This is a genomic window from Candidatus Krumholzibacteriia bacterium, assembly GCA_029865265.1.
Taxonomy (GTDB): domain Bacteria; phylum Krumholzibacteriota; class Krumholzibacteriia; order WVZY01; family JAKEHA01; genus JAKEHA01.
The window spans coordinates 1-12,848 of sequence record JAOUHG010000053.1; the positions used below are offsets into that span (position 1 = coordinate 1).

General features: G+C 63.8%; 10 protein-coding genes. 6 read left to right on the forward strand and 4 right to left on the reverse strand.

Features of this window, described 5'->3' with window-relative positions; all coding sequences use genetic code 11:
- Positions 1–86: 86 nt before the first annotated feature.
- The 3 genes from OEX18_14640 (at position 87) to OEX18_14650 (ending at position 5,632) form a co-directional block, all read left to right on the forward strand.
- The gene (locus OEX18_14640) at positions 87–1,901 is read left to right on the forward strand and encodes a hypothetical protein (GenBank protein MDH4338507.1); all 1,815 of its coding nucleotides are present in this window, start codon (positions 87–89) and stop codon (positions 1,899–1,901) included.
- An 85-nt stretch (positions 1,902–1,986) separates the two neighbouring features.
- Positions 1,987–3,708, forward strand: a complete 1,722-nt coding sequence (locus OEX18_14645) for a hypothetical protein (protein ID MDH4338508.1) — start codon at positions 1,987–1,989, stop codon at positions 3,706–3,708.
- Positions 3,709–3,805: 97 nt separating this feature from the next.
- Positions 3,806–5,632: a hypothetical protein gene (locus OEX18_14650; GenBank protein MDH4338509.1), complete on the forward strand. Its 1,827-nt coding sequence runs from the start codon at positions 3,806–3,808 to the stop codon at positions 5,630–5,632.
- Between the two features lie 99 nt (positions 5,633–5,731).
- Here the strand turns inward: OEX18_14650 and OEX18_14655 are convergent, their stop codons facing one another.
- Complete coding sequence (locus tag OEX18_14655; GenBank protein ID MDH4338510.1) at positions 5,732–5,875, reverse strand: T9SS type A sorting domain-containing protein; 144 nt, start codon at positions 5,873–5,875, stop codon at positions 5,732–5,734.
- Positions 5,876–6,073: 198 nt separating this feature from the next.
- Between OEX18_14655 and OEX18_14660 the strand changes: the two genes are divergently transcribed.
- Positions 6,074–7,597 (forward strand): right-handed parallel beta-helix repeat-containing protein, encoded by a 1,524-nt coding sequence (locus OEX18_14660; protein MDH4338511.1) that lies wholly within the window; start codon positions 6,074–6,076, stop codon positions 7,595–7,597.
- 217 nt (positions 7,598–7,814) lie between these two features.
- Here the strand turns inward: OEX18_14660 and OEX18_14665 are convergent, their stop codons facing one another.
- Together OEX18_14665 and OEX18_14670 are read right to left on the reverse strand one after the other, a co-directional pair.
- Positions 7,815–8,090: a hypothetical protein gene (locus tag OEX18_14665; protein ID MDH4338512.1), complete on the reverse strand. Its 276-nt coding sequence runs from the start codon at positions 8,088–8,090 to the stop codon at positions 7,815–7,817.
- Positions 8,091–8,364: 274 nt separating this feature from the next.
- Entirely contained in the window at positions 8,365–9,594 is a 1,230-nt protein-coding gene (locus OEX18_14670; GenBank protein MDH4338513.1) for a hypothetical protein, read from the reverse strand.
- Positions 9,595–9,780: 186 nt separating this feature from the next.
- On the opposite strand from OEX18_14670, the gene OEX18_14675 reads away from it, so the two are divergent.
- Together OEX18_14675 and OEX18_14680 are read left to right on the forward strand one after the other, a co-directional pair.
- On the forward strand, positions 9,781–10,431 hold the full coding sequence (locus tag OEX18_14675; protein MDH4338514.1) for an SIMPL domain-containing protein: 651 nt from the start codon (positions 9,781–9,783) through the stop codon (positions 10,429–10,431).
- A 75-nt stretch (positions 10,432–10,506) separates the two neighbouring features.
- On the forward strand, positions 10,507–12,450 hold the full coding sequence (locus tag OEX18_14680; protein MDH4338515.1) for an oligopeptide transporter, OPT family: 1,944 nt from the start codon (positions 10,507–10,509) through the stop codon (positions 12,448–12,450).
- A gap of 3 nt (positions 12,451–12,453) precedes the next feature.
- Here the strand turns inward: OEX18_14680 and OEX18_14685 are convergent, their stop codons facing one another.
- Complete coding sequence (locus OEX18_14685; GenBank protein MDH4338516.1) at positions 12,454–12,792, reverse strand: type II toxin-antitoxin system PemK/MazF family toxin; 339 nt, start codon at positions 12,790–12,792, stop codon at positions 12,454–12,456.
- Between the last annotated feature and the right edge of the window lie 56 nt (positions 12,793–12,848).

A 12,848-nucleotide genomic window follows, 5' to 3' on the forward strand; every position in this document is an offset into this window, starting at 1 on the left:
CGTGGCCGTTGTCGCCATCACTGTTGTCGCCATCACTCCTGCAAGGTTTGAAATCGTTTCTACCCGGTCCGAGGAGGCCGCTGTCAATGCTGAGAATACGACCGATATTCCTCCGGGTGGGCTTTCTTGCAAGGCCGCTTGTCACCCTTCTGATCGCGCTGTCCGGCTGCTCGTCCGACGGGACGAGCCCGGCTGTGGAGACACCGAGTACGGAAACTGTGGCACGCGCGAGGATCACCTTCGAGAATCCCGCGATTCCCCCCGTCCCGATCACGGGCGTGGCGTGTTTCGGCAACGCCGTCGCCGTTTGCGGTAACGCGGGCCTTGCCGCCATCCTCGAGAACGGCACGTGGACAATCCTCGAGACCGGCGTTCTCGCGGATCTGAACACCGTCTGGGGGACATCCTCCACCAACATGTTTTTCGCCGGTGATCAGGGATGTTTCCTCCACTGGGACGGAACGAAACTACGATCGATCAACACGACAACCGACAACTGGGTCTCCATGTGGGGACGCGCATCGAATGATATCTGGCTCGTGAGTTCGTCCAGCGTGCTCCATTGGAACGGAACGACCTACACGTACTACACCGTCGACAATCTTCCCCTGCCCGGCACGTACACCGACGTCGGAGGCACCTTCGTGGACGACGTTTTCGTCACGGGGTATCAAGGGCTCTTGCACTGGGATGGCATCACCTGGTCGGAAGTGGCGACGGGCGCCGGCTCGGCGGCTCTGTTCGCTCTCGACACCGCCGGAAACGAAGTGTTTGTCGCCGGCGAGGATGTGCTCCTGCTGCACTACGACGGTGCCTCGTGGTCCTCGTTCACGGGCCCGGCCAGCTTCAATGACTTCGAGGCGGTTGCAGCCATCGGTCCCAACAACGTCTTCGCGCTGGGAGATAATCGGCTCATGTATCGATGGAATGGCACGGACTGGAATGACGTTTCCAACGCGTTCTTCGGCACCGCCTACGATTTCTACAGCGCGTGCTCGAACGGAAACAGCCTCGTTGTCGGGGGATCCAGCGGCAGTCAAGGTCCCAACGTGGCCCGGCTTACCGCAGGGGTATGGTCGGCACTGGATCAGGCGAGCGTCGGCGCCGGCAACTTCCTCAGCGTCTGGACCCTCGACGCGAACACGGCCGTCGCCGTCGGCGAGGACGGGGTCATCGCGAAGCGTGACGCCGCCGGGTGGGCGGATGTCCCGCATGGCCTCACCACAGAAGATCTCTCCGGCGTGTGGGGCACCAGTGCCAGCAACGTCTATGCAGTCGGGACGTTCGGCGTCGTTCTCCAATCCAACGGTACAGCGTGGCGGCTGGTCGACACAGGTCTGGGGTCGTCCCATCTTAACGACGTGACCGGCAACGGCCCCGATGACGTCTGGATCGTGGGGGAGCAGGCCCTGTGGCACTGGGACGGAACCGCGTGGGCCGACCGCTGGAGCGAGCTTCCGGACACGTTGTCGCGCTACTGGACGGCTTGCACCACCGGGGGCGGTGACCTTTTCCTGGCCGGTGAACGTTTGCTGCACTACGACGGGGTGTCGTGGAGCCTGTACTCGATCAAGAGCACGTCCACGGCGTCCGTCTACGACGTGTGGGCCGCTTCGTCGAGCGACGTCTGGCTGGCCGGGGAGTCAGATGTATTCCACTGGGACGGCGCCAAAACTGAAGTGCGCTGGACCTACGAATACGCCGGGTGCGGCGCGGTATCCGGCCGCTCGGGCAACAACGTCTTTGTGGGTACGTGGCTGCAGCTCATCCAGTTCGCGAACGAGTTTCCATCTGTTGTTCCTTTTCCCAATTTCGGCGCCTGCGTGTACGGCGCCAGCACCGGTATCGATGGCACGACGTATTTCGTCGGCGGAAATGGACTGATTGCGCGTGTGGACTAACAACCAAATGTATTCGGCGCGCGCGTGGGTCGCGTGCGTTCTTCTTGCGGTGGTACACGGCTGTTCGTCATCCAATAGCGATCCCGTGGCCCCGGCGCCCACGCCGGGAGGAATCCCACCGCTCACCATCACCATCGAGAACCCGGTGCCGGCGTCGGTGACGCCGCTGGGACTGGCGTGCCTGGGCGGCGGCAACCTCGCGCTGTGCTCATCCGTGGGGTTTGCGGCCGTGTATCAGAACGGCGTTTGGCGGCGGCTCGACACCGGGACCGATTCCGTGCTCGAGGCGGCGTGGGGGACGTCGGCGAGCAACGTGTATTTCGTCGGGGAAAACGGGTGCTTCCTGCACTGGGATGGCGTCGCCGTCCGGGTGATCAGCAGCGGCGTGTTCGATCATCTCAATGCGGTGTGGGGAACCTCGTCCAGTGACGTGTGGGCGTGCGGGGGGGCGTCGGTCGTGCACTGGAACGGAAGTTTCGTCACGATCTACGGGCCGCTCGATCTTCCCCTCCCCGGGCAGTATCAGTCCGTCGGCGGGTCCGCGCCCAACGACGTGTACGTGGTCGGCATGGAGGGCGTGGTCATGCACTTTGACGGCGCGGCGTGGACCGGGGTGACGACCGGCCTCGGCAACACACGTCTCAACTCCGTGTTTGTCGCCGGCAACGAGTTGTTTATCGGCGGCGACAACCTCGCACTGTGGCACTTCGACGGTGCGGCGTGGTCGGCGTTCACCGCCACCGGCGGTGCCGCCGACGACTTCGAGATCCTCGCCGGAACCGGCGCCGGTAACGTGTTCGCCTTCGGCGACAATCGTCTCATGCACCACTGGAACGGAAGTGCCTGGAGCGACGCGAGCGATCCGTTCTTTGTACCATCGGTGGATTTCGGCGCGGCGTGCGCGTTGGGGGGGTCGGTCGTGGTTGGCAATCGCTACGATTACACGACCACCAATCTGGCCGCCTTCGACGGCTCCTCGTGGGCGGCGCTGGGTTCTTCCAGCGTGGAGGTCTTCGATTTGCGCGACGTGTGGACGTTCGATGAGAACCGCGCCGTCGCGGTGGGCGATGGTGGTGTCATCATCGAACGCAACAGGGGCGGTTGGTCGGATGTCGTGCACGGTTTGACCGGGGACGATCTGCACGGCGTGTGGGCATCGAGCCCGAGCGATATCTATGCAGTGGGTAACCAGGGTGTCGTGCTCCACAACAACGGCACCGCATGGTCGGTGGTGAACACGGGACTCGGGACAGCGTCGCTCTACGCCGTGGCGGGGAGTGGTGCCAACGACGTGTGGGTCGCCGGCATCACGGTGATGTGGCACTGGAACGGCGCCACCTGGACCGAGTATCGCGACGCGTTGCCCACCACCTTCGGCGAATACGTCGCCATCTACGTCACGCCGGGTGGCGATGTGTACGCGGGCGGCAATGATCTCCTGCACTTCGACGGAACAACCTGGACCGGCATTCCCATCAAGTTCGGCGCGACCAAGGTCGTCGACATGTGGGGCACGTCCGGGAGCAACATCTGGATGGCGGGCACGAGCGGGTTTCTGCACTGGAACGGGACCGGTTTCGAGTTCTACGGGGTAGGCTACGACAACGAGGCGACGGCGATCACGGGCGGTGGCGCGGCGGGAGTCTTAGGGATCACGCTCGACGGGATCGCGCGGCTGGGCGCGGGCGGTGGCGCGCTGCTTCCGTTTGCCGCGGGTGAGCGGATCAACGGGGCGGGAACCGGCTCGGATGGAACGACCTACCTCGTGGGTGGCACCGCAACGGTGGTGCGAGTGGAACCCAGGTAGACACCCGGGATTCCGTGTCCAGGTTATACGGCCGTCGTCGCCATTACCTCTGAAGAACCTCCGGGGCATGCCGTCCCGCGGGACCAGGGAGGCCACCATGAAGTCCATCTTTCTCAATCGTTTCCAGAATGCCGCGATCGCCGCCTGCGTGCTGGCGGTCGCGGTCCTCTCCAGTTGTTCCAGCGACAGCGGACCGGTGGCGAGTTCACCGATCAACAAGCCAGGTATCGCGCGGCCGACTGTCACGTATGAAAATCCGCTGCTGCCACCCGTCCGCATCGAAGGCCTGCAGTGCTTCGCCGGCGGCGGGGTCGCGGTGTGTTCGAGTTCGGGTTTCGCGGCGCTCCGCCCGCAGGCCAACCCGTGGAAGGTCCTGAACACGGGCCGGTCCGTGGATCTCAACGCGGTGTGGGGAACCTCGGAAAGCGACTTTTACATCGTTGGCGATCAAGGGTGCTTCCTGCACTGGGACGGCACAGGATTCACGGACATCGATATCGGTACGCAAGACATGCTTCTGGACGTGTGGGGAGCTTCGGCGAGCGACATTTGGATTTCCGGCCAAAACATACTCGTGCACTGGGACGGTGCCACGGCCACGACGTTCCCGTCGTCCAGCCTGCCCGGCTCTGGTCCCTACTACGGAATCGGCGGGTCGTCATCGGCCAACGTGTACGCCGTCGGCTCGCAGGGGCGTGTCCTCCATTGGGATGGCGCCTCGTGGTCACTCGTCACAACGGGGTTGGGAACCCCACAGCTCAACTCGGTCTACGTCTTGCCCAACCAGGTGTTTATCGCGGGAGACGACCGGGTGTTGTGGCATTTCGATGGCACCTCGTGGGCATCATTCACGGCAACGAGCGGCGGCGCCAGCAATGACTTCGACGTCGTATCGGGTACCGGCCCCAACCGCGTTTTTGCGTTCGGCGAGGATGCCCTCATGTACCGGTGGGATGGAACGGCGTGGAACGACATTTCGGACCCGTTCTTCAGCACGTTTCAAGATCTCTCCGCGGCATGTGTATTGGGAACGCGTGTTGTGGTCGGCGGGTCCTACAGCGCCGGGAGCACGAACGTCGCCACCTTCGATGGCACGGCGTGGGCGGCCCTCGAGCCGTCATCAGTGACGGACGCAATCCTCAACGATGCCTGGACGTTCATGCGTGACAACGCCTACGCAGTTGGCGACGCCGGGACCGTTCTGCATCGTGACGCGACGGGCTGGTCCACTGTTCCTCACGGGCTCACCACCGAGCGTCTCAAGGCAGTGTGGGCATCCAGCCCCGCCAACGTGTACACGGTCGGCGAACTCGGAACGGTGCTGCAGTACAATGGCAGCTCCTGGTCGATTGTCAACACGGGCCTCGGGACCGCGACGCTCTATGACATTTTTGGGAATCGAGCCGATAACGTCTGGACCATCGGGTCGAACGCACTGTGGCACTGGGACGGCGCCACGTGGACCGACCACTGGGGCGAACTTCCGGAATCCGGCGCGTTCTTGAACCACGTCTATGTGACACCCGGCGGAGACGTGTTTCTGGCCGGCTCCGACGACTTCGTACACTTCGACGGTACCACATGGACCACGGTGCCGATCAAGATGCCCATCGTGTTCATCCTGACGATGCTGGGCGTATCGGATGACGATGTCTGGCTGAGCGACATCCAAGTCGGTGTGCTGCGCTGGAACGGCCACGACTTCGAAGTGCGCTGGCCGGGCCGTGAGCAGGAATACGTGCTCGCGGGTCGGAGCGCCAACAACGTGCTGGCCGCGTCGTACGGCGAACTGGTCCAGTTCGCGGCCGGGATTCCCAACGTGACGCCGTTTGTGACTGGAAGCAGCGTGATCAGCGGGCACACCGGGGAGGACGGCACCACCTACTTCGTCGGGTACAACGGGGTTGTCGCGCGCGTCGAGTAACACGTGCTCGCCAGGGGCGCAAAAAGAAAGAGCCGGCTTTCGCGATGGCCCGTCGCGGAAGCCGGCCCGTGAACTGCGATCCCGCCTGCGGCGCGGCGCCTACCGGCCGATCACCATCTTGCGCGTGTGCGTCTCACCGGCGGCGTTCACGCGGTAGAAGTACACGCCGCTTGCGAGCAGATCCCCGTTGTCGTTGCGCCCGTCGAACTCCACGTCGCGCCAGCCCGCCGGCAGTTGGCGCACGGTACCGCGCGATGTCCCAAAGGGGCGTCAAATTTCCCGCGGTCAGAAATGGTTGTGCATCTGGCGTTCCGGGGCGACCGAGTCGCACGATGACGGGAGCGGGGCACTCCGAGTTTGACACATCCATTCAAACCGCGTACACTCAATGCCTCGCTCGCCCCGAAGCCTGCACCCCGGCCGCAGTCAGGGTTTCCCGCTATGAGTCACATTCAGCTATTCGGCATCGCGTTTGTTGCGATGGTGTTTGCGTCTACCGCGCCGCAGGCGACCACGCGCCTGGTGAAGCCCGACGGTACAGGTATCGCGGCCACCATCCAGGCCGGCGTGGACGCCTCCGCTCCCGGTGACACCGTACTGCTGGCTCCCGGGACGTTTACCGGGCCCGGTAACCGCGACGTGCGCTACAACGGCAAGGCGATCACCATCACATCGCAGAATGGTGCGGCCGCGACCATCATCGACTGCCAGGGTCTGGGGCGCGGATTCATGTTTGTCAATAACGAGACCGCCGGTTCGCGGCTCTCCCATGTCACCATCAAGAACGGCAACGCGGGCCAGGGGGGTGCGATCTACGCCCAGATTGCCAAGCCCACTATCACCGACAACATCATCACGAACAACACCGCGTTCTACGACGGTGGTGGGATCTTCGTGTTCGGTGCGATCGCGGGCGCAAGCCAGATCGCCCGCAACACCATCACCGGGAATACCGTGACGGGAGGAGGTACGCTACGCGGCGGCGGCATCTGGACCAACTCCATCACGCACATCATCGCCGACAACTTCATCTCGGGGAACAGCGCCGACCAGGGCGGCGGCGTTTGGCTCGGCGGTGGCGGGGACAACCAGTTCAACAACAACGTCGTCACCGGCAATAGCGCCGGAACGGAGGGCGGCGGCGTGTACGTGAACGGCCAAAGCCCCACCGTCAGCGGCAACACGATCACGGACAACAGCGCCGGTAGCAGGGGCGGCGGGATCTTCGTGACCTCCTCCGAAGCACTCTTCGACGACTGCCTCATCGCCAACAATTCTGCCGGTCTTCTGGGCGCCGGCGTGTATGCTCGGACCGGTGCGCCGACGTTTCGCAACATCACGCTAGCGGGAAACACCGGGACCGGTGCTATCATCGTCTTCTCGAGCGACCTCTCCATCGAACGATCGATCATCGCGTTCAACAGCGGTGCCGCGATGTTGTGCTTCAGCGGCAGCGCGGCGACCGTATCGTGCTCGGACTTTTACGGCAACATGAACGATGCGATCTGCGGGGTGGACGCTGGGCAGAATTTTTCGATCGATCCGTGGTTCTGCAACGCGGCCGTGGGCGATTACAGGATCTCGTCGGACTCGCCAGCGACGGCCGCGAACAGCCCGTGCGGACTTCTGGTGGGCGCACTCCCGCCATGCGATCCGACCGGTGTCGGGGACGACGCACCGGGTGCGCGTGTCTCGTTGTTCCAGAATTTTCCCAACCCGTTCAACCCGGCCACCACGATTCGGTATCGTCTGGGAGATCCGGGGGGGCATGTGACGCTCGCGATTCACGATGTGACGGGACGGTTGGTGCGGATGCTGGTGGACGAACAGCAGGGCCCGGGCGCACGGGCGGTGCGGTGGGATGGACGCGACGACCGCGGCTCTGCGGTCGCGTCCGGGGTGTATTTCTATCGGGTCACGGCGCCGGGGGTGAGTGAGGCGAGGCGGATGGTGCTGTTGAAGTAGTGTGCCGCCGTGCTACCCTTTCTGTGTGTGGTCGCATTCCCTACTGGAGTTTGCGACCTTCCGGATCCTGTCAGCCTCGGCCGCGAGATCCACCTCCTCTTCTGCGCAAACCATCGACTGCGGGTGTGACAGCTTCCAAGTCGGCGGATCGACCTACCTGGTGGGCAACACGGCAACGCTGGTGCGGGTGCAGCCCCGATAGACTCCATTACCGGAGCTAGAACTTGCCGAAAGACTCCGTGCAGTCGAAGAAGACCGCGCGCTGGGTGCCGTTGTTGAGTTCGATGACGAAGGTGTCGATTTCGCGGCCGCCGAAGATCTCGTGGGCGTGCGAGACGAGTTTCCAGGCGGCGTCCTTGTCGCCGAACTTCTGGACCAGCCACGAATACGCGGCGTAGGTGCCCTCGAGTTCGGTTTGCGCGCCGCGGACGACGATCGCGCCCTTCATGGTATTGCCGTCGCCACCCTCGAATCGTATCTCGTGCTGCTTCATCGCCAGCCCCTTTCAGCTGTTGGTGGCGGGTATTCTACCGCGTCCGAACTGCCGGCGGCAATCGCATAGCGTGGACCGCTGCCGCCATTCCGCCCGCCCGTCACTTGATGAGGACAACAACGTGTCGGCGGCGACGGCGTGATTGAAGAAACAGGTGACCCAGCACTCCACGCAGCCCAGCGAGTCTCCGGGCGTATCCGCCACGGCGACCGCTAGAGCCGTTCGCATAGTCACTCGCTCCTTGCAAGGGGGCGAGTGTCCGATTATCAGTTCTTCAGAATACCTCCGACATCCCCAGGAACACACCCCACGAATCATCACGGCCCCACGCCATGTCCACGGTGAGATTGGTATCGGCGCGCTTGTTGAACTTGATGCGCAACCCGATCCCGCCTCCCGGATCCGATTTTCCGAACGTTTGTGATTCTGGATTCGTGGTCGCCGTGAGATTCGCAAATACCACCGCGCCCCACAGGCCGTCCCGCGTGAGCGAAAAGCGGTACTCGGTCTCGAAGTAGATCTGATTGGCGCCGCGGATGCGTCCCTGCAGGTAGCCGCGCGCGCCGCGGCCATAGGTGTCCCATCCATCCGCGGGCAGGTTGAGATAGGGGGCCGGGCCGAAGGTAAACCACGTGTACAGCCAGAATGCCAGCACGTTCTTGCCGTGCTTGGGAACGTGGGGATACAACCGCATCTCCGCCCACATCTCCTGCCAGTTCTTGTCCGAACCCACAAACGTGGTGTAATTACGGAAACTCATGGCCAGGTAATAGCCCATGGATGGGTTCACCAGGTTGTCGCGCGTGTCGCCGAGCACGTTGATCGAAAGGCCAGACGCTACCGTGCGCGAGACCTCGCCACGGCTGTAAAGCGTGAACGGCGTTTCTTCTCCCTGTTGTGCGCGTTGATCAACAATGTTGTTGAACTCGTCGTAGTGATAACCAAGCCCCACGAACACTGGTCCGCTGGTCACCCGGTAGAAGGTGGCGTACGCGCGATAGAGCGCGAAGTTCATCGGATACTCCTGCTGATTCGACGACACCGGGCCCAACCCCCACGTGGAGCGCTCGGTATCGAGATATCGAAAATCCAACTTGAGAAGGGTATTGCCGGACTTGCTGAACACGTCACCCCGCACCTGTGCCTGAATCTGGCCGGTGGTAGATGCGTTGCCCGAAACCGACATGGAGGAGTAACGCGCGTCGGGTGAACCGCGCTGCCCCGCGCCGGTCGCCATCACCCCCAGCGCCACCCCGTAGACGGGGTTGTAGCTGAAGGTGGGCAGCAGTGCCCACGAGAGCCCGGTTTTCGTGGTTGCACGGATCTGGGTCTGGACGTCCTTCCGGAAGATCACGTCGAAGATGTCGCGCTGGGGGACTTCCGACGTGGCTGTGGTGTCGGTCACCGACGGGCTCGCCTGCGGGTACCCCTGACTAAAGCCGTCCGTGACGCGGGACCCGGAAGTCACGAGCATGGCGCTGGCCAGGAAGAGGGCAAACTTCATTGCAGGCGGATGCTAGGGCATGAAACCGTTTTCTTCAATGATCTACCGCGTCCCTCAGTAGCGTCGGGAGACGCACGTCGGCCCTATCTGTTTGCCCGGAGTCACGTCGGCCCCCTTCCCGCCCCGGCCGTTCCGGGGTATCATCCCCGTGCAGCCGCCCGTTCCATCCAACCCGAGGAGAGAGCAATGCCCAGGACCCCCACCATCTCCGTGCGCGGCGTGGGAAACGTCAGCGTCCCGCCCGACCGGACCGTGGTTTCGTTCGACATCTCCACCATGGACATGGACTATTCCAGGAGCGCCAGCGACCTCAACGAGCGCGTGGCCACGCTGCGCGCAGGCCTCAAGAAGTCCGGCATCAAGCCCGAGGACCTCAAGACCACGAGCTTCAGCATCGACCCGCACCACGAGTGGCGCGGCAAGGACGAGAACCGCCGCCAGGTCTTCCTGGGGTGGGTGACGCGCCACCGCATGAAGATCGAACTGCCCATCGACCGCGAGCTGCTGAACAAGGCGTTCGCGGCGATTGCCTCCGACGAGGTGAAATCGTCCATTGAAATCTCGTTCGACGTGAGCGACCGCGACGCGCTGCGCACGAAGATCCTCGAGGAAGCCACCCGCGTGGCGTGCCGCAACGCGGAGACAATGGCTACCGCCGCGGGATGCAAACTGGGACGCGCGCTCAAGATCGAGTACGGCTGGTCGGAGTTGCGGATCTCTCCGCTGCGCTATGAGCGCAATCTGATGATGTCGCTCGAAGCCGACGCCACCCCGGATATCGAACCGGATGACATCGACGCGAGCGACTCGGTGACCATTCTGTTCGAATTGTTGTAATCGCGCTTGCGCCTTTGCTATAGTCGCCACATTCCGCTGCCGCCGTGAGGTCCCAACGAGCCGCGAGGAGGGTCCATGTCCGAGTTCAAGCCGTACGTCCCCGCCAACCAGGAGCTCACCGATTTCACCGTCCGCACGGTGGTGCTGGGTGTGATCCTGGGCGCGCTCTTCGGGAGCGCCAACGCCTACCTGGGCCTGCGCGTGGGGCTCACCATCAGCACGTCCATCCCGCTCGCCGTGGTGTCGGTGGCGGTGTTGCGGCTGCTCACCCCCGTGTTCGGCAAGACCAACATCCTCGCGTGCAACATCTCGCAGACCGCCGGATCGGCCAGCTCGTCGCTGGCGTCGGGCATCATCTTCACGATTCCCGCGCTGTTCATGTGGGGCTACGAGCCCTCGCTGCTGCAGATTACGATGCTCGCCGTGTGCGGCGGTGTGATGGGCGTGTTGCTCATGATTCCGCTGCGCCCGTACCTGATTGTGAAGGAGCACAAGACACTCCCCTACCCGGAAGGAACCGCGGCAGCGGAGGTGCTGATGGCGGCCTCGGGCGGCGGCTCCACCGCGAAGAACGTCTTCGTCGGGCTCGGCCTGGGCGCCGTCTACAAGGGGCTCATCAACCTGCTCTACCTGTGGCCCGACGTGGTCGAGGCCAGGCTGCCCTTCATCCGCAAGGCGGTGGTGAGCATGTCCACCACGCCGGCGCTGCTGGGCGTGGGCTACATCCTGGGCCGTCGCATCGGCGCTATAATGGTGGGCGGCGGGCTCCTCTCCTGGGTGGTGATCATTCCCTTCATCGCCTACAAGTACGGCGACGCCGCCATCTGGGACACCACGCTCGCGTATCTGCGCGCCAAGGGACTCGACCCCTCCATTACCACCATCGGCGAGTTGTCGCCGGGCAGGATCTGGGACGCCTACATCCGCATCATCGGCGCGGGCGCGGTGGCCGCGGCCGGCATCATCACGGTGATCAAGTCGATACCCACCATGGCGCAGTCGCTCAGAATCGGCGTCAAGCAGTTGCGCACGAGCGCGGCGGAACTGAACACCGGCGTGCTGCGCACGGAGCGCGACCTGCCGTTGAGCGTGGTGCTCATTGGCATCGCCGTGATCATCGCACTGGTGACGTTCGTTCCCGGCATCATCGGGTCGCACACCGGACTGGTGATGCGCTTTGTGGCCTCGCTGGCCATTGCGATCTTCGCGTTCTGTTTCGTGACCGTGTCGTCGCGCATCGTGGGTATGATCGGTGTCACCTCCAACCCCACTTCCGGCATGGCGATCGTCACCCTGCTCGGCACGGGCGCCATCTTCTGGGCGCTGGGCTGGACGGATCTCACCGGAAAGATCACCGCGCTCACCATTGGAACCATTGTGTGCGTGGCGGCATCGATTTCGGGAGATATTTCACAGGACCTCAAGTGCGGCTACATCATCGGTGCCACGCCGCGCAAACAACAGACCGCGGAGCTGATCGGCGCGGCGGGGTCCGCGTTCTTCGTGTGTCTGTCCGTATTCTACCTGGGCAAGGCGTACGGCTTCGGGAGCGACGCACTGCCCGCGCCGCAGGCCACGCTCATGAAGACGGTGCTCGACGGCGTTCTGGGCGGTAACCTGCGCTGGGATCTGGTGGGCGTGGGGGCCGCGTTCGCGGTGCTCATGCTGATTGTGCGCATTCCGCCGCTGCCGTTCGCGGTGGGCATGTACCTGCCACTCGAGACCATGACGCCGGTGTTCGTGGGCGGTTTGATCCGCCACTTCGTGGACCAGCGCTACCCGGTGCGCAAGGACGAGCAGGGCAAGGAACAGGGCGTGCTGCTGGGTTCGGGCTTCATCGCCGGCGAAGGACTGATGGGTGTGGTGGTGGCGGTGATCGCAGTGGTGATCTCGCGGACTCCGAAGTACGGCGTGATTCACTATCCCGGCGAGTGGATGGGACAGGTGGTCTCGTTGCTCGCGTTCACCGCGCTGGGCTGGTACCTCATGCGGGTGGCGGCCAAGGGGCGGCGGGCGTAGGCGCTACGCCGCGAACATCGCCTGCAGTGAGTTGAGAATCGTCTCCACGGTTCGCGGCGACAGCCGGCCCAGTCGGCGCGTGACCCGCGCGCGGTCCACGGTGCGAACCTGATCCAGCACCACGAATCCGGACTTCCCCTGGAAGCGGCAGGCAATGCGGAATGGATACGCATGCCCGCCCGAAGTCATGGGTGCGACGATGAACGTGGGCATGCGCTCGTTGAGGACATCGGGAGAAACCACCACGCACGGGCGCGTCTTGCGGATCTCGCCACCCCGCCCGTGACCGAGGCTCACCAGGATCACGTCGCCGCGCCTCGCCCCGGGCGTCACCACTCCCACTCCTCATCGTCAAAACCGGTCGGCGCGGGCTCTTCAATCAAATAGTCTTCGCGGCG

What these genes read in the sequence shown, in the direction of transcription:
- OEX18_14640 (MDH4338507.1), top strand. Translation starts at nt 87, where the DNA reads ATGCTGAGAATACGACCGATATTCCTCCGGGTGGGCTTTCTTGCAAGG.
- OEX18_14650 (MDH4338509.1), top strand. Translation starts at nt 3,806, where the DNA reads ATGAAGTCCATCTTTCTCAATCGTTTCCAGAATGCCGCGATCGCCGCC.
- OEX18_14665 (MDH4338512.1), bottom strand. Translation starts at nt 8,090, where the DNA reads ATGAAGCAGCACGAGATACGATTCGAGGGTGGCGACGGCAATACCATG.
- OEX18_14670 (MDH4338513.1), bottom strand. Translation starts at nt 9,594, where the DNA reads ATGAAGTTTGCCCTCTTCCTGGCCAGCGCCATGCTCGTGACTTCCGGG.
- OEX18_14675 (MDH4338514.1), top strand. Translation starts at nt 9,781, where the DNA reads ATGCCCAGGACCCCCACCATCTCCGTGCGCGGCGTGGGAAACGTCAGC.
- OEX18_14680 (MDH4338515.1), top strand. Translation starts at nt 10,507, where the DNA reads ATGTCCGAGTTCAAGCCGTACGTCCCCGCCAACCAGGAGCTCACCGAT.
- OEX18_14660 (MDH4338511.1), top strand. Translation starts at nt 6,074, where the DNA reads ATGAGTCACATTCAGCTATTCGGCATCGCGTTTGTTGCGATGGTGTTT.